The following is a 16,255-nucleotide window of genomic DNA, read 5'->3' on the forward strand; positions in this document are numbered from 1 at the left end:
ACATTTTCTGGGAGAATACGACAATGCGTGAAGCTCTTCCTTTCCATGGGGTCAAGGTCGTCGACTTCGGGCAGTACATCGCGGGTCCGGCCGTCGCCATGATCCTTGGCGATCTCGGCGCGACCGTCATTCACATTGACCCGCCCAACGGTACTCTTTGGGACAGCCCGGCTAACGCGACGCTGAATCGCAACAAACTGCTTGTCGAACTCGACCTGAAAACCGACGGAGGCCGGACCGAGGCGCTGACGCTGATCGCCGAGGCCGACATAGTCATCGAGAACTTCCGCCCCGGCGTCATGAAGCGCCTCGGCATCGACTTCGCCGCGCTGCGGCAGACACGCCCCGAGCTCATCACTGTTTCCATCCCCGGGTTCGCCTCCAATGACGAACTTCGCCGCGAATGGCGGGCATTCGAATCCGTTATCGCGGCGTCTTCTGGCGTGTTTACGGACATGGGACTGAACCGGGTCCTGATGGGCGTGAACCCTTCCTTCTCGCCGCTGCCGCTGGCTTCCGCCTATGGCACGATGCTGGCCGCGTCCGCTGCGGCGCTCGCCCTCCAGGCCCGTGCGAAGACGGGCCTTGGCGATCAAATCGAAGTCCCTCTCGCCAGCGCCGTCATGGAGGGACTTTGCTACAATTCGATCAAGATCGAAGACTATCCCCTCCGTTACAAGACCCAGCGCGAACAGGAAATCGAAAGACGCCGTAGCGAAGGGCTGCCGATGGACGTTACCTACGACGATCTTCAGGCCTTCCTCGACCCCTTCTACCGCAGCTATCCATGCAAGGATGGCCGCAGCTTTTATGTCGTCTGCCCGAGCCACAAATTCCATGCCAAGCGGTGTCTGCAGACACTTGGCATCTACGACGAGCTCGTCGCCGAGGGCCTTCAGGAGGAACCCGACACTTATCTCCCCACCTCGGAATGGTCGTCCGATGTCTCTCTGGGGGTCTATCCACTGCCAAAATTCTGGGCCGACAAGATTTCCGAGCGGATGAAGACCGTCTTCCTGACCCGGACGGCGAAGGAATGGGAACGCATTTTCGGCAAGGGGCAGTTTCCTGGCGCGCCGCACCGCTGGCTGCAGGAGTGGATCAGCGACGACCACGCCGACATGGCGGGGCTGATGATAGAGGTCGACGATCCCGTCTATGGCCGGATGATCCAGCCCGGTCCGATGGCCTGGCTCGAGGAGAGCGGCGAGGCCATGCTGGAACCGACACCCCGACGGAAGGCCGATTTCGACGAGGCGCTGTCGACTTTGCGGGCGGTGGGCTCCACGCTTCCGAAGAGTGCCGTGGCGAGCGAGAAGAAGTCAGGTTGGCTTGATGGGGTCAGGGTTCTCGACCTATGCAACGTCATCGCCGGCCCGCATTCGGTCTCATATCTCTCGCGCTTCGGGGCGGAGGTGATCAAGATCGATCCAGCGACGCCGCTGTTTGACTGCTGGAACACCGTCATCTTCGGCATGACCCATATGCGCGGAAAGAAGTCGGTGCTGCTCGACATCGGCTCCCCGGATGGAAGGAAGCTGTTCGAGGAACTCGTTCGTTCCGTGGACGTCGTTGTCTGGAATGCGACCGACCGCCAAGTCAAATCGAATGGTCTCGACGCAGAAGGCCTGAAGAAAATCAATCCCGATGCCATCTTCTGCCAGTTAGATTGCTTCGGCGGCGTCCGGAAGGGCACGCGAACCGACTACCTTGGCTACGACGACCTCGTCCAGGCGGCGACCGGCATCATGCTCCGGTTCGGTGGCTCCATAACGACGCCGGAGGAGCATGCCCATGTCGGCACGATCGACGTGATGTGCGGCTTCGGTGCGGCGCTCGGCGTTGCCGCCGCGCTTTACCAGAAGCAAATGACTGGCAAGGTGGGCCGTGCACGCACTTCCCTCTCGGCTTTGAGCGGGCTGGCGCAGATGCCGTTCTGCTTTGATTTCCAAGGCCGCGCACCTTTCGACGAGCCGTCGGGTCCGGCTGCCCGCGGATACCATGCGCTTCATCGCCTCTATAGGGCCGAGGATTGCTGGATCGTGATCGCCGCCTCGGAGAAGGACCTGCCGCGTTTCAAAAATGTCGAGAGTCTGGAGAGGATAGCCGCGATCGCCGAGCGCGAACGCTTCGAAGTCCTGAGCGCGATTATTGCGACCGCTCCGGCGAAACTATGGATGGAGCGCTTTCAAAAGGCAGGCATCGGAGCCGCGATCTGCGACAACATCGAGGCGATCCGTGCCACGACCTCTCGTCCGGCCGACGGCACGCCTGGCACCGATCGCGGCAGCTACTCCTTCTCCGTCTATGCCGATCACCCCAGTGGGCACACGGTGACACATCTCGACCCTTATGCGGTCCGGCCCGTACATGGCGTAATCTATGCGCGACCGCCCGCCGAAAAGTATGGCGCGTCGACCCGAGAAGTCGTCAAGGCTCTTGGCCTGACCGACGCTGCCGTCGATGAACTCTTCACTGGTCGGACGATCAGTGAAAGCTGGAGTGGAGAATACCTTCCGAGTTGAACTTTATCTTCTTGTGAGCTTGTCGTTACGCAAGAGCTAGAACGCGGCCGCTATGGCCCGACGCCAGACGTGGGCACATCGGTGGCACGACCGCCTCCAACTATTTCGCGCCAGAAGTGGACAGGCCGGTGACGGCCCGGTGAATCCTTGCGTCACGTGTTTTCCTGAAGGCCACGGTGGCCGAAGGAGAACTCAGATGGGTATTGCACAATACGATCCTGCCGCATTGGGCCGACCGGCATGGAACGCCGGCCGAAAGGTGGGCGTCAAGAAGCCCCTGAAACAGCGCCAGATTTGGGCGATCCGCTTCTTCCTAGACCGGGAGGGGCACATGAGAGATCGCGCGCTGTTTGATCTCGCAATCGACAGTAAGCTCCGGGGCTGCGATCTCGCTAAGATCAAAATCGGGACCCTCGTCACAGGCCAAGAAGTTCGAACCCGCGCCATGGTCGTTCAGCAGAAGACCAGTCGTCCCGTACAGTTCGAGATCACGACCGAAGTGAGGGCAAGCCTGCTTGCTTGGCTTGAACGGAGAGGTGGAACAGTTGACGACTACGCCTTTCCCAGTCGTGTCGATCGTGCCGATCATCTTAGCACTCGTCAGTATGCCCGGTTGGTCGATGAGTGGGTGACTGCCATTGGGCTAAGACGCGAAGACTACGGCACGCACTCGCTTCGACGCACGAAGGCCGCGATGATCTACAAAGCGACGGGCAATCTTCGTGCAATCCAGATATTGCTCGGTCATACCAAGATTGAGAACACGGTCAGGTACCTTGGTGTGGACATCGAGGATGCGCTGGAACTAGCGGAGCATACCGAGATTTGACGGAGTGCGGCCCTGCACATAGCGGGGCCGCACCTCCCAGAGCGATGTTTCCGTGTTTGCAGACTGCGCGGTCGGCTATGCGCCTTCTACTTCGCCATTCAGCGCATTCGAGTTCCCGCCTAAAAGCGGACATTCCGCTCAACCGTCGAGCATACTCGTATTACACAACGGCAGCCGCTGCGCCTCAACTTCTATAACGAACGGCCTCGACGAATAGAGTGAAGGCCGGGGACGAGTGCCGCCTGCTCGGATAGTACAGGTGATAGCCGGGAAGCGGCGGCGTGCTTTCCTCCAAAACCCTGATTAGACGTCCGGTAGCAAGGTGATCCGTCACCTGGTCGAGGGGCATGTAGGCGAGCCCCAGTCCATCAAGTGCGGCATCAAGGATCAGGTCGATCGTGTTGAAGACCAGCGGGCCGTCGACATGGACCCTGACCTCGCGCCCTCGCTCGATGAATCGCCACGCGCTCAAGACACCAGTCGTTGGAAGACGCAAATTGATGCCGCGATGATCGATGAGCTGCTCAGGATTGTCAGGAACGGGATATGTCGTGAAGTATTCCGGAGAGCCGACGATCGCCATCGGCACATCCGGGCTCATCCGGACCGCGATCATATCCTTGGCAACCTGTTCGCCCAGTCGAACCCCAGCATCGAAACGATCGGCAACGACGTCGACCAAACCATAATCGACGATCACCTCGACATTGATGTCGGGATATTTCGTCAACAATCGTGTGAGTGCGGGCCGAATGATGGTTTTCGCCGCATGTTCGACCGAGGTGATGCGGATCGATCCTGCTGGTTTATCCCTGAACGCGCTCAGGTCCGCGAAGCTCTGGTCGAGCTCGCGGAGCATCGGCGTCAGTGTTTGCACCAGCCGTTCGCCCGCTTCCGTAGGCGCAACGCTACGCGAGGTTCGCGCCAGAAGCCGGACACCCAGCCGCTCTTCCAGGCGACGGACAATGCCGCTGAGCGCAGACTGCGAGAGCCCGAGCTTCAACGCCGCCCGCGTAAAATTGCGTTCATCGGCCACCACGACGAAGGCCGTCAGGTCAGCCATATCCTGTCTATCCATCAATCATCTCAGTGATAGGTTCATGCATTTCTCTATCATGGAATGATAGGCGGGTCGGCGGTATCTTTCCAGTCATCCACTTCTGGCGCGAAAGCGGCCAGAGACAACAAGAGGAGATGACAATGGGAAAGATCAGTTTCGTGAACTCGAACAACCCGACCATCACCATGTCGGCATTCATCAACTTCCCCACAGGTTTCAGCGAGGGCGGCAAGTATCCGGCCGTCGTCGTGTCCCATCCGGGCGGCGGCGTGAAGGAGCAGACTGCCGGGACTTACGCCCGTAAGCTCGCTGAGGCGGGCTTCGTAGCGATCGCTTATGATGCATCCTATCAGGGCGAGAGTGGCGGCGAACCCCGCCAGCTCGAGAACCCTTACATTCGCACCGAAGATATAAGCGCCGTCATCGATTACCTGACGACGCTTGCCTATATCGATCAGGATCGTATCGGCGCGATGGGCATCTGCGCAGGTGCTGGCTACACCGCCAATGCCGCTATCCAGGATCGCCGCATCAAGGCCGTCGGCACCGTCAGCGCGGTGAATATCGGCTCGATGTTCCGCAACGGTTGGGAAAACAACGTCAAGGACATCGACGCTCTTGCCTATATCGAGGCGGGCTCGAATGCCCGGACCACGGATGCCGCCAGCGCCGAGAAGGGCCGGATGCCGCTCGCACCGCTGAAAGAAGAGGATGCGCCGAACGAAGAACTGCGTCAGGCCTGGGAATACTACCACACGCCCCGCGCCGAATATCCGACCGCTCCCGGCTTTGCCACGCTACGCAGCCTCAACCAAATCATCACCTATGATGCCTATCACATGGCCGAGGTTTACCTGACGCAGCCTCTGCAGATCGTGGTCGGCAGCAAGGCTGGCAGCAAGTGGATGAGCGATGATCTCCTGAAGCGTGCGGCATCGCAGGACAAGGCGCTTCATGTCGTTGAAGGCGCAAACCACATGGAACTCTATGACGGTGAAAAATACGTCACCGAAGCAGTGTCGGTACTCGCACCATTCTTCCAAACCAGGCTTGTGGCCATAGAGACTTCGCGGCAAGCCGCTGAATGACTGAACTCCGGTGAACGGCTCGTGTGGCGCACTAAACGGAACAGGAGAGACACATGGAAACGGTTAGCATTCGAAACCCTGGCATGTACTGGGATATCGCCGCCAACATTCATTTCCCGCCAGATTTTAGTGCCCAAAGGCGATATCCGGCTGTGGTTTCGAACCACCCTATCGGTAGCTGCAAGGAACAGACATCTGGCAATGTCTACGGCGCGGCACTGGCCAGGGCGGGCTTTGTGGTCATCGTCCCTGATGCCAGCTTCCAGGGCGGCAGTGGTGGGGAACCGCGGTGGATCGAAGACCCCGAGCAGCGGGTCAAGGACTACCGTGATGTGATCGACTACACTCAGTCCCTGCCTTACATCGATCCTGACCGGATCGGTATTCTCGGCATCTGCGGCGGTGGTGGCTACTCGATCAAGGCTACGATCATCGACAAGCGGATCAAGGCGCTGGTCAGCATCACGGGCGTGAACTTCGGACGGCTGATGCGCGAAGGGTTCAGCAACTTCGATCCTGTCGAGGCGCTCGAAGGAATGGCTACACAGCGCACGGCCGAGAACGGCGGGGCAGAAGAGCGCATCAACGTCTTCCTGCCTACCAGCGTGGAAGACGGAAAGGCAGCGGGTATCGCCGACATCGATGTGCTGGAAGCGACCGACTATTACCGAAACAGATGCCCGGCCGAGGGATCGGGCACCCGGATGCTGGTCTCCCATGCCGCACCCGCTATCGCCTGGGATGCATTTGCGTTCTCTGAAACATTGCTGACGCAGCCGATGATGGTCGTGTTCGGCGACAAACCCGGTGGCTTCGGAGCCTATCGCGACGGCATGGAAATCTATGGCCGTGCGGCATCGAAGAAAAAGGAACTGGTCGTGGTCGAAGGCTGGTCGCATTATGATCTGTATGACAATCCAACCCCGACCGGAATTGCGCTAAACCGCATCATTCCGTTCCTCAAACAGCATCTTGGTGAAACCGCAGTATCCCACCTCACGGCGGCGGCGGAGTAAGGTGGTCGGCACGGTTCCCACATCTGGGGCCGTGCCTTCTGCCGTTGTTCACGCAAGAAACATACGGCGAAAAGATCGGTTCGCCGGACACATGGCGGATGTGCGTTCCCATAATGGTCATCGAGCCAGCGGCCGCCGTTGCCGCAAAGCGGACATGACGCAGTGAGCACAGTCCCGCGATCTCGGCCTTGCAGGGCCGTCGCCTAAAACGGGACTTGGTTTGTCCAACCGAGCCCCGTGCTTTGAAGTGCGTTCAAGTCCCGCCGAATTGCTAGAGGTCTGCCATCTCGATCTTCGGTGGCTGCCAACTACCGTCGATGATCGGCTCCTTGCCCCAATAGGCGCGGATGTAGAGCGAGAAGGTCCCTTCCGGTGCCGGCAGCCAATTACCCTCCTTGTCGCCGCCTGGATTCTTTGAACCCGCATAAAGCGTCAGCGACCCGTCGGCATTGCGCTTCAAGCTCGTATTCTTGGTGCCGAGCGAGTAGCGCTTCAGCGCGTTCGGGTGAAAAAAGTGCTCCTCGTTGTAGAGGGTCATCGACCAGAAACCGTTGACTGGAGGCTCCTCTCCCTTGGCAAAGGTGATCGAGTAAGTCTTGCCGCCCTGCAACTGAGTACCGCTCGAGTCAAAATCGGTATAGAAATACTGGGTCTCGTTCGGCCGGTTTTCGAACATGTTCGACTTCGATGTGGCCACGCGGTTGTAATAGTCCAGACCAAATTCGGCATTGTTCATCGAACGGTTCCAGCCGTTTCCGGCCGGCTTGCCGTTGGTTGCCCATTCGCGGAAGTGAACGATCACGTCCTTCTCAGTGGCGGCAGCCTCCTCGACAATGGCCTTTTTCACGGCGGGATCGGCGGCTGCGACCTCGTTCAACCAGCGGAACTGCGCATACATGGCCTCTTCGCCCGGCTGGGGTGGAACCATGTCGAGCACTTCGGGGAACTGATCGAAGAACTTCTCCGGCACGACCCAATGGGTCTCGCCACCGCCACCCTGCTGGTCGGGATTGGGGATGTCTTTCGCCTTGCTCCATTCGATGGTCTTCATCTCGCCCGTGAATTCAGTCAGCGGATAGACGACGATCTGGTTGATCAAAGGCTGGATTGCTGCGCGATCCTCGTCGGTGTCGTTCATGAAAATTCGCGGGATGATGTTCGCAAGCGTCGTGGACGCACGCACGACATCTGCAATGCCATTCGGTACACCACCCTTCCAGTTGGGGCCAGCCAGCAGATAGAAGCCGGGCTTCGTGCCATAAGCCTTGCCAATCCGCCCGTACTGGTCGGTCCGGTGGTCATAGGCAGCATAGACCCAGAAGCGGTCGCCGAAATCGGGGACCTGCACGACAACCGGCTCGGTATCGAGGTCAAAGAATCCCTGTCCGTAGACCACGTCCTGATTGGGGCAGGCAATGGCGCGCTCACTCGGCTCGATATAGTCATGCAGCATGCCGATCTGGCCGCGCGGCGCGACGGGCAGCACGCCACCCAGCAATCCCGGATGAGGCGCTTGGGTGATCCGGGCACGGCGGTTGTACATGTTGACCATCGGCCAGCCCCAGATATAGGCACTGCGGGCAAGGGATCGGACGTAGGATTCGAGCGGCTTCACCTCCGCCGTCGTTATGGCAAGCTTTACGCCGCTCTCAGATGTCTCCTGCGCAATGACGGGCGCGGCCGAGGCCATCAGCGACGCTCCGGTTGCCGCGACGGGAAGGGCCGCACCCGTGCCTATGGTAGCAAGCGAGGCCGCGCCGCCTTTCATGAGATCGCGTCGGGAAACTTCCAGATGATCGGTAGACTTCGTTTTCATTACAGTGTCCTTCATTGAATGGACGTTGCAGCGGGGCGTTGCCTGTGCACCGTCAATTTATCTTGACCACATCATCGGGCCGCCAGGTCTGATCGAAGAATTCGACGCCCGTCCCGTAGAGACGCACCGTCGCTATGAAATTCCTGTCGTTGACGGTCTGGATGAAATTCGTATCCGGTGCATCCGCCGGCTTGGATGGTCCGAACCACAGGTCGATCGAACCGTCCGCGTTCTTCACCACAGCCTCATTCAGACTATTGATCGACGGCATTTGTTGCGGGGTTTCGACCATGGTTCCGTCGGTGATGTTGTAGAGCGTGACGGCCCAGAACAGCGCAGCCGGCGCGTTCGGTGGCAAATGGAGCTTGTAGCTGTTCGATCCGTTCAGGAAGTCGCCGTTCGCATCCCGGCGCGCCGTCGGATATTTCGATCCGGCTCCCAGCGTGTGCATGACCATGGCCGGTGCTGATGAAAAGGCGATCTGGAAGAAACCGGCCCGCTGGTCCACATCGAGATAGGTGCTCTGCATCCATTCGGAGGTCGCGCCGGCCCAGACATTTTCGTACTGCCTATCCTTGTAGTAGAGGTTACGCCCGTCCGCGCGACCGATCTGCCGATTGGCCAGGATCATCTTCGGTGCCGTCTCGACTGCCTTATCCAGGAGTTCGCGCTGCTTATCCGTCGGAGTGAACGGTTGACCCTTGACGATGCCGATGGATGCCAGGACGCCCCGCAATTCGGAATCGATTGCCGAAATCGGCTCCTGATCGACAAACGCCTTGAGCTTGTCCCAATAGCTGCTGTCGACCGGATACATCATGTTGACGCGCTTGCCGCTGCCGTTGGGAAACTCCATCGGCTTGGTGTCTTTTTCCGTTGCCCATAGCGGATAGATGCGCGTCTGCTCCGCAAGTGCCACGGCCTGCTTCGGGTCAGGAGCGGTCGTGCCCTTGGCCATCACGGTGCGGAAAAACAGCATGACGTTGTAGGTACTCGATTTGAAGGCGAAATAGCCCTGAGGGACCTCGCCCTCATAGTCCGGCGGCAACAACAGGTAGAGCCCGCCGCGGGCGCGATCTGGTCCGATCAGACCGACATCGGTAATCGTGCGCTGGAACAGATCGGTGAACATGCCGATCACATTCGGTGGCGCGGCGACGACCAGAGGACCGGTCTCCTTCAGATCGAGAAACGTCAGTGAATAGATGACGTCGCCGTTGGGGGTGGGAATCCAGGCGCGCGAGTCCATCCGGTCTTTCCAGATGGGCAGGATGTTGTACCCCTTGCCGAACGCTTCGGCGGAACCGTCCCGCATGCCGATGGTGTTCATCGCGGGGAGCATGGTCATGTAGGCATAGACCGCGCGCTGGTAGAAGAGATCGTCGAGAAGCGACTCTGCCTCGGCCTGTGGAAGCCAGTTGCCGTGGTTGATCTGTTCGACAAGGGGCGGTGCCGCCGCCTGCTGCGCCAGAACTGCGGATGCGGGAAGCACCGACGCTGCTGCAATCAAAAGTACCGTTAGCGATCTCACTGTCATCTCCTGATACCGTTGCGCTGGAGCGCTGTTTTCAGTCACTTAATCCGTCGTATCCGTCGTCGAGTGCCCACCGCCCCGTGCTGATCCCGATCGCGATACGCGTGAAGAGTTCGGCGATGCTGTGGGCGACGACGGGGCGTTCGAGATCGTCATAGAGATACCAGATGATCTGGCCGTATTGATCCGGAGCATCGGGACACAGATCGACGCAGTAGTGGTCGCCGCGCGGGCTTCCGAACAGAGGAAGCCAATTTGACGACCACACCAGGTGGTCGAGACATTGGCTGCCGTCTCGATGCGTCTCGTTGGTTGCGCAACCATATCGCTGGCACAGGTCCTCCCAGGCAACGGTGACAAGATCGAGCGGCAACCACCGTTGATTCAAGCAGAGCGCGGGGCTCCCGGCCGGCTGCCCATCGTGGGCGGAGTACAGACGCCTGACATCGGGAGGTAACCTTCTCCCAAGTTTAGCTTCGATCCGGGCTATGGTGTCGGGTTTCGCGCCCGCTCTTACGAAAGGCTGGCGCTCCGGGTGCTTATGGGCGATCCACGCGTCGATGCGCTTCAACGCATCGACAGGCTCCAGAACGTTCGGCATGGGGCCTCCGCTGAGGCGTTAAACTCTCGGTTTTCCATCATGCGAATTTCGCGCTTGAGACTAGACGTCCTCGCGCTATGCTCAAGACCATATCCGTGCCAAAACTTGACTGTGCGTGCCAAACTTGAAGCAACTCAAGACGGATTCCCAATGTGTAGTTCGACCATTGAGAGCACCCAGTTCGCGAGCGAGGATTTCGAGGTCTGGCGGGAGAGTATCGATGTCGTTTTCGATGTCGAACGACTTCCACGGGAGCCCAGTGCGACCTTCAATGTCAGCGTCACGGCTTTCCAGTTGGGAGACATGGTCATTACGGATGCCGCTCTCGGCGCACAGCGCTACAGGAGAGCTGCCGCGCGGGCGCGGCGCGACGGCATGGATCACTTTGTCCTGAACCTTTATCGGACCGGTGGCTGGAGGGCCGATACGGCACGAGGCCAGTTCGAAGGTAAAGCAGGCCAGATATCGGTACTAGACCTGTCGTGCGAACTGATCAGCGATGAACCGGACTGCAACCTCGTTTCGCTTTTCCTACCCCGACGGCTCATTGAAGACCGTCTTCCAAACTTGGGGGGACTTCACGGTTCGGCTCCATCGGGCCTTATGCCGTGCTTCTGGCGGAGTATCTGGAGATGCTGGCGCGCCGCTTGCCAAGCCTGCCATCGGGGGACGAAGCAGCTCTCGCTGGAGCCACCTGCCACATGTTGGTGGCCTGCCTGGCCCCGTCGCTGACGAACGTCGAGGCGGCGCGTCCGGCTCTCGAAATGGTGCTGCTGCGTCGCGCCAAGCGTTATATCGAGGCACATCTCAAATCAAATGCACTGAGTATCGATGCCATTTGCAACATTGTCGGTGTGTCCCGCAGAACGCTCTACAGGTTGTTCGAACACGAAGACGGTGTTCTGCACTATATCCAGAGCCGTCGGCTCGAATGCATCAGGACCATTCTCGCTGACCCCGCCGACACGCGCCGCATATCCGATATCGCCGCCGAGATCGGATTCGCGCGGAGCGACCATTTCGCCCGTGCCTTCAAACAGCAGTACGGGGAAACCGCGCGGGACGTTAGAGATGGGCTGCGTCGAAGTTCAGATACTCGACCCGACAGAAATACGAAGGAGCGAGGCTCTCGAGCCGGATTCAGCGATTGGATAAGGCAGATTCCGTCATAGGCTTAGGTACGCAGGATGAACGCATGATCCTGCCTTCAGCGCTTGTCCGCACTTAGCTCGATCAGACCTCGGCGGCGGGAGCGCTCATTTCCGCTTTCCACAGCCCCGGCCAGGAAGCTGCCAGTCCCCTTCCGGCCCCACTACGGTCGCTCAATTGGCCCGAGCTGCTCGTCCGTCTTTGGCGCAAAGCGGACGAAGATCGCTTGTGGCTCAATGCTATACCGCCCAGTGCCGAGCCGGGGGATTCTTGCGGCGAGCATCCACCTGTTCCAATCGCTGTTGATGAGGTCTTGCGTTTAGACTGGCCGGCGCGAGCCGCTGATATCGGAATGTCTTTTGCGCAACATCTCTAGTCGGCGCGGCTACAAATCAAAGGACGCCAGGATTGGACAAGGACCTGGCTTACCCGTGGCACATTCGCCGACGAGCCGCCGCAGGGCTTCCCGCGCGCGTTCTAGCTCGATGATCCTAGTATTCAGGGCATCAATCCGCTCGCTCGCCAGGGTCCGCGCTCGCTCCCTGTCTTCTCCGGAATCTAGGTCGAGAAGCTCCTTGATCTCCTCAAGCGTAAAGCCAGCCGTCTGTGCATGTCTGATAAACATAAGACGTCGCACGTGCTCCTCGCCGTAGCGACGAACTCCCTGCGACCGCCGGGGAGTGTCCAACAGTCCCCGGCGCTGATAGTAGCGGATGGTCTCCACGCCGACGTGTCCAGCCGCTGCGAGTTTTCCGATGGTCATATCCATGGGCTCTTGACTCCGTACTATGGTACGGAACGTATGGTCTTGCCAACGGTTTCACAAGATGAAGGAGACGTGAAATGTTGGACAAGACGAACCCCGCACATCTGGCGAGGAAGGCGGTTCTCTACCGCATGGTGATGCCAGACCACACTTGCCCGTACGGATTGAAGGCGAAAGACCTGCTGAGGCGGTCTGGTTATGAAGTCGACGATCGCCACCTGTCGACCCGCGAAGAGACGGACGCCTTCAAGGCACAGCAAGGCGTGGCGACCACACCGCAGGTTTTCATCGGGGAAGATAGGATCGGCGGGTATGACGACCTTCGCAAGTTCCTTGGCAAGCCCGTTGCCGACACTAAGGCCACGAGCTATCGCCCTGTGATCGTCTTGTTCGCCTTGACCGCCCTAATGGCAATGGCGGCGAGCTACGCGGTCAGCGGTGACCCTTTCACCCTGCGTGCGGCGGAATGGTTCATTGCCTTGTCGATGGTCGTGCTTGCCATGCTGAAGCTTCAGAACGTCGAGAGTTTTGCGACGATGTTCCTGAATTACGATCTGCTCGCGAAGCGTTGGGTTCCGTACAGCTACATTTACCCATATGCCGAAGGACTGGCTGGCGTCTTGATGATCGCGGGCGCGTTGAATTGGTTGTCGGTCCCGGTCGCGCTCTTCATCGGCACGGTGGGAGCAGCATCGGTCTTCAAGGCCGTGTACATCGACAAGCGGGAACTGAAGTGCGCGTGCGTAGGCGGATCGAGCAACGTTCCGCTCGGCTTCATCTCGCTCACGGAAAACCTGATGATGATCGCCATGGCGATTTGGATGGCGGCGGTTTCCACTGGCCTACCCGTCGGCCATGCTATGTAGACCCGTCGACCTTCCTTACCGATCGGCTGAATCCTACGCCGATCGGTAATTCGGGCGGTGCGCTGCGAACTCATGGTCTCCTTCTCTCGGAAGAGCCGTTACGGCTCGGATCACGAATTCGAGAGTGCTAGCCTTGCTTGCGATAGCTCAAAGATAGCAGCACGGGTGAGGTCTTGAATGGTTGCAGTACAGGCAACGTTCAGGATTCATCCGATGACCGACTTCCACAGACGTTTCTCTTTGGGCATTGCACTGGCATTGATGTCGGTGACAGTAGTGCCTGCCTTTGCCGGAGGTTCCCACGACCATCCGTCCGAGAACGGGACCGCTGCCGACCCACTCGATATTGTCCGGGCGGCTACCGACCTAGCGCCGCCGATTGCAAGGAGCGGTTCCGAAACAATCAAGGTCAAACTGGACACCGTCGAGGTGACCGGAAGGTTAGCCGACGGAGCAACCTATCACTATTGGACGTTCAACAAGAAAGTCCCTGGCCCATTCGTTCGTGCACGGGTGGGCGACACGATCCAGGTGGAACTCACGAACCTTGCCGACAGCAGTGAGCGCCACAGCGTCGACTTCCATGCGGTGACGGGGCCGGGCGGTGGAGCGGTCGCGACAGACGCGGCACCAGGAGAAACAAAAGGGTTCTCGTTCAAGGCATTGAAACCCGGTCTCTACGTCTATCACTGTGCAGTTCCGCTGGCCGCGCACCACATCGCCAACGGCATGTATGGATTGATCCTCGTCGAACCGGAGAAGGGCCTACCTCCTGTCGATCGGGAATTCTACGTCATGCAGGGCGAGGTCTACACGTCGCAGGCATACGGCTCGAAAGGTAAGTTGACCGAGAGCGTCGACAAGCTGATGGCGGAAGCCCCGGAGTACTATGTGTTTAACGGAGCCGCAAATGCGCTGACTGGCAACAATGCCCTGACGGCCAAGGTTGGCGAGACAGCTCGTATCTACTTCGGGGTCGGCGGGCCGAACAAGACATCGAGTTTCCACGTGATCGGCGAAATCTTTGACAAGGCGTATCAGCTTGCGTCGCTGACAACAGAGCCATTGAAAGACGTGCAAACGATCACCGTCCCGCCAGGCGGTGCATCGGTGGTCGACATGACCTTGGACGTTCCCGGTGAATACGTTCTGGTTGACCATGCCTTGTCCCGGGCGGCGCGCGGTTTAGTAGGCAAGCTGGTTGTAAAAGGCGAAAGTCAGCCAGCACTTTTCGAGGCAGTGTCGGCCGAAGCCGATGAATCGGAGCAAAACGCGCACAGTTCCCATTGATCGCTCTCACAGTCGCTCGAAACTCAATCAGCTCGCGGCGTTTTTTGACGGAACTTCCCTGGCACCCAATCTGTTCTTGGAAAAACAGTGGGTTGCCAAAAATGTCGCTCTCCCACGCATTTGTCAGACTCTGCTCATTGGTTCTACTTGTCCTCATGGTGGCTTTCTCGCACCATTCTGGACTAGCGGCAGTCTCTGCTCATCAGTGCGAAAATGGCCCCTCGCACGACCCAGAGGGAGGTGTGACGGGCACCTGTTGCCAGCCTCAGTGCGTTTGGGTTTTTCCCGTCCTTCCGGTCTTGCCGAACAGTTTCGCTCTTCAGCATGGACCGCATCCCGTCGGGATTCAGCATCCTTTTGTAATCACTTGGAGCCTCTATCCTCCGCCCAAGCCGGGTTCTGGTTAACTTTGATGCCCCGTTACAAAGCGAAGGAGATTCAAATGACTTCCTGGACAAAAATGGTTGTTGCCGCCGCCGTTCCCCTGGCCGTGTTGGCCGTTCCCAGCCTCAGCTCCGCGCAGATGGCGCTACCGGACAAATGCAAAGGAGACATGGCAACGAGCCAGGCCATGCAGATGCCGGAAATGCAGATGGGCGACATGGCCGAACATCAAAAGGCGATGATGGAGGGTATGCGGGAAATGCATCCAGCGATGATGCAAGGAATGATGGCGAAAGACCCCGATGTCGCTTTCGTGTGCGGGATGATCGCCCATCACATGGGCGCGATCTCCATGTCTGAGGTCGAACTGAAATTCGGCGACGATGCAGAGGCTAAATCGATGGCTGAGAAGATCATCGACGCCCAGAAAAAGGAAATCGAGGATATGAACACGTGGATCAATGAGCACGCCCAGTAGTCGCACTGGCAAAGCGGGAGAAGAGCTATGCATCATACTCAGTCGCCCGAGATGAAGGCTTGCATCGACAACTGTTTGGCCTGCTATCGGGAATGTCTATCGACAGCCATGCATCACTGCCTGGAGATGGGCGGTGAACATACAAAACCGCGCCATTTCCAGCTTATGATGGCATGCGCGGAATCTGCCGGACCTCCGCACATTTCATGCTCCTGGGGTCTGAGCATCACAGGCATGTATGCCGGGAATGCGCAGAAATCTGTCTTGAATGTGCGGACGACTGCGAGCGTATCGGCGACATGCAGAGTTGCGTAGACGCGTGCCGGCGCTGCGCGAAAAGTTGCGAAGAAATGTCGGCCTAGCGTGGTCTAATCCAACACGCGTCGCCTAAGCGGCGCGTGTTCGATGGCGGGTCTGGTTGCCATCACTCAATGGCGCAGTTGTCATTGGCCTTGCATGAAGGTCTGCATCTCTTCGAGTGTGACCTTGCCGTCGTCGTTCGCGTCTACGCTGTCGAATATTCGTTTGTGGACCGCCGTGACTTCTTCAAAGGACAATCCGCCGTCGCCATCGGTGTCCGCCACAGCGAACATGATTTTCATCATGTGACCGCGCATCGGAGCCATGGGCATGCCGCCCATCATTCCCTGCATTCTGCCGCCCATTGCCATCCCAGGCATCTGGTCATGCTCTGTCTGGGTCCCTTGGGCCTGAGTGGTGTCAGTGCCTGACTGGGCCAATGCCGAGGTTAAGGGGCCCATTGAAAGAAGTAAGGCGGCTACTACTGTCATGCGTGTCAGTTTTCCCGGGACCATTTGCGTTCTCCTTTTGCTCCCAAAGACTGCTCGACAGG

General features: G+C 58.8%; 14 protein-coding genes and 1 pseudogene. 9 read left to right on the plus strand and 6 right to left on the minus strand.

Annotated elements, in window-relative coordinates:
* Positions 1-23: 23 nt before the first annotated feature.
* Together F3Y30_RS11470 and F3Y30_RS11475 are read left to right on the plus strand one after the other, a co-directional pair.
* The gene (locus tag F3Y30_RS11470; protein WP_203422860.1) at positions 24-2,525 is read left to right on the plus strand and encodes a CoA transferase; all 2,502 of its coding nucleotides are present in this window, start codon (positions 24-26) and stop codon (positions 2,523-2,525) included.
* Between the two features lie 196 nt (positions 2,526-2,721).
* The gene (locus F3Y30_RS11475; RefSeq protein WP_203422861.1) at positions 2,722-3,354 is read left to right on the plus strand and encodes a tyrosine-type recombinase/integrase; all 633 of its coding nucleotides are present in this window, start codon (positions 2,722-2,724) and stop codon (positions 3,352-3,354) included.
* 184 nt (positions 3,355-3,538) lie between these two features.
* Here the strand turns inward: F3Y30_RS11475 and F3Y30_RS11480 are convergent, their stop codons facing one another.
* Positions 3,539-4,432 (minus strand): LysR family transcriptional regulator, encoded by an 894-nt coding sequence (locus F3Y30_RS11480; RefSeq protein WP_203422862.1) that lies wholly within the window; start codon positions 4,430-4,432, stop codon positions 3,539-3,541.
* Between the two features lie 122 nt (positions 4,433-4,554).
* Between F3Y30_RS11480 and F3Y30_RS11485 the strand changes: the two genes are divergently transcribed.
* Together F3Y30_RS11485 and F3Y30_RS11490 are read left to right on the plus strand one after the other, a co-directional pair.
* On the plus strand, positions 4,555-5,502 hold the full coding sequence (locus tag F3Y30_RS11485) for an alpha/beta hydrolase (RefSeq protein ID WP_203422863.1): 948 nt from the start codon (positions 4,555-4,557) through the stop codon (positions 5,500-5,502).
* 53 nt (positions 5,503-5,555) lie between these two features.
* Positions 5,556-6,518: an alpha/beta hydrolase gene (locus F3Y30_RS11490; RefSeq protein ID WP_203422864.1), complete on the plus strand. Its 963-nt coding sequence runs from the start codon at positions 5,556-5,558 to the stop codon at positions 6,516-6,518.
* A 271-nt stretch (positions 6,519-6,789) separates the two neighbouring features.
* Here F3Y30_RS11490 and F3Y30_RS11495 read toward each other — a convergent pair whose 3' ends face one another.
* From F3Y30_RS11495 to F3Y30_RS11505, 3 genes are read right to left on the minus strand one after another with little or no spacing between them, the layout of a single operon-like run.
* Positions 6,790-8,334: a DUF1254 domain-containing protein gene (locus F3Y30_RS11495; protein ID WP_203422865.1), complete on the minus strand. Its 1,545-nt coding sequence runs from the start codon at positions 8,332-8,334 to the stop codon at positions 6,790-6,792.
* Positions 8,335-8,386: 52 nt separating this feature from the next.
* Positions 8,387-9,871, minus strand: a complete 1,485-nt coding sequence (locus tag F3Y30_RS11500; protein ID WP_203422866.1) for a DUF1254 domain-containing protein — start codon at positions 9,869-9,871, stop codon at positions 8,387-8,389.
* Between the two features lie 31 nt (positions 9,872-9,902).
* On the minus strand, positions 9,903-10,469 hold the full coding sequence (locus tag F3Y30_RS11505; RefSeq protein ID WP_203422867.1) for an SMI1/KNR4 family protein: 567 nt from the start codon (positions 10,467-10,469) through the stop codon (positions 9,903-9,905).
* A gap of 632 nt (positions 10,470-11,101) precedes the next feature.
* Here F3Y30_RS11505 and F3Y30_RS26345 point away from each other — a divergent pair.
* A complete protein-coding gene (locus F3Y30_RS26345) occupies positions 11,102-11,641 on the plus strand; it encodes a helix-turn-helix domain-containing protein (protein WP_246752718.1) in 540 nt (179 codons plus the stop codon).
* Positions 11,642-12,003: 362 nt separating this feature from the next.
* Here F3Y30_RS26345 and F3Y30_RS11515 read toward each other — a convergent pair whose 3' ends face one another.
* Positions 12,004-12,408, minus strand: coding sequence for a MerR family transcriptional regulator (locus F3Y30_RS11515; protein ID WP_203426588.1), 405 nt, complete (start codon positions 12,406-12,408; stop codon positions 12,004-12,006).
* A gap of 53 nt (positions 12,409-12,461) precedes the next feature.
* Here F3Y30_RS11515 and F3Y30_RS11520 point away from each other — a divergent pair, with 53 nt between their 5' ends.
* From F3Y30_RS11520 to F3Y30_RS11535, 4 genes and pseudogenes are all read left to right on the plus strand, one after another.
* Positions 12,462-13,250 carry a glutaredoxin family protein gene (locus F3Y30_RS11520; RefSeq protein WP_203422868.1) on the plus strand — a complete coding sequence of 263 codons (789 nt, stop codon included), beginning with the start codon at positions 12,462-12,464 and terminating at the stop codon, positions 13,248-13,250.
* Positions 13,251-13,463: 213 nt separating this feature from the next.
* Positions 13,464-14,540 (plus strand): copper-containing nitrite reductase, encoded by a 1,077-nt coding sequence (nirK, locus tag F3Y30_RS11525; protein WP_246752719.1) that lies wholly within the window; start codon positions 13,464-13,466, stop codon positions 14,538-14,540.
* A gap of 442 nt (positions 14,541-14,982) precedes the next feature.
* Complete coding sequence (locus F3Y30_RS11530; RefSeq protein ID WP_203422869.1) at positions 14,983-15,402, plus strand: DUF305 domain-containing protein; 420 nt, start codon at positions 14,983-14,985, stop codon at positions 15,400-15,402.
* A gap of 27 nt (positions 15,403-15,429) precedes the next feature.
* Positions 15,430-15,764, plus strand: a pseudogene (locus F3Y30_RS11535) (four-helix bundle copper-binding protein).
* 81 nt (positions 15,765-15,845) lie between these two features.
* Here the strand turns inward: F3Y30_RS11535 and F3Y30_RS11540 are convergent.
* Complete coding sequence (locus F3Y30_RS11540) at positions 15,846-16,217, minus strand: EF-hand domain-containing protein (RefSeq protein ID WP_203422870.1); 372 nt, start codon at positions 16,215-16,217, stop codon at positions 15,846-15,848.
* Positions 16,218-16,255 lie beyond the last annotated feature (38 nt).

It is taken from the genome of Sinorhizobium sp. BG8 (assembly GCF_016864555.1).
In the GTDB taxonomy this organism is placed as follows: Bacteria; Pseudomonadota; Alphaproteobacteria; order Rhizobiales; family Rhizobiaceae; genus BG8.

Coding starts and splice junctions, on each gene's coding strand:
- F3Y30_RS11490 (WP_203422864.1), top strand. CDS start 5,556: ATGGAAACGGTTAGCATTCGAAACCCTGGCATGTACTGGGATATCGCC.
- F3Y30_RS11540 (WP_203422870.1), bottom strand. CDS start 16,217: ATGGTCCCGGGAAAACTGACACGCATGACAGTAGTAGCCGCCTTACTT.
- F3Y30_RS11520 (WP_203422868.1), top strand. CDS start 12,462: ATGTTGGACAAGACGAACCCCGCACATCTGGCGAGGAAGGCGGTTCTC.
- F3Y30_RS26345 (WP_246752718.1), top strand. CDS start 11,102: ATGCTGGCGCGCCGCTTGCCAAGCCTGCCATCGGGGGACGAAGCAGCT.
- F3Y30_RS11530 (WP_203422869.1), top strand. CDS start 14,983: ATGACTTCCTGGACAAAAATGGTTGTTGCCGCCGCCGTTCCCCTGGCC.
- F3Y30_RS11495 (WP_203422865.1), bottom strand. CDS start 8,334: ATGAAAACGAAGTCTACCGATCATCTGGAAGTTTCCCGACGCGATCTC.
- F3Y30_RS11480 (WP_203422862.1), bottom strand. CDS start 4,432: ATGGATAGACAGGATATGGCTGACCTGACGGCCTTCGTCGTGGTGGCC.
- F3Y30_RS11485 (WP_203422863.1), top strand. CDS start 4,555: ATGGGAAAGATCAGTTTCGTGAACTCGAACAACCCGACCATCACCATG.
- F3Y30_RS11505 (WP_203422867.1), bottom strand. CDS start 10,469: ATGCCGAACGTTCTGGAGCCTGTCGATGCGTTGAAGCGCATCGACGCG.
- nirK (WP_246752719.1), top strand. CDS start 13,464: ATGACCGACTTCCACAGACGTTTCTCTTTGGGCATTGCACTGGCATTG.
- F3Y30_RS11475 (WP_203422861.1), top strand. CDS start 2,722: ATGGGTATTGCACAATACGATCCTGCCGCATTGGGCCGACCGGCATGG.
- F3Y30_RS11470 (WP_203422860.1), top strand. CDS start 24: ATGCGTGAAGCTCTTCCTTTCCATGGGGTCAAGGTCGTCGACTTCGGG.
- F3Y30_RS11500 (WP_203422866.1), bottom strand. CDS start 9,871: ATGACAGTGAGATCGCTAACGGTACTTTTGATTGCAGCAGCGTCGGTG.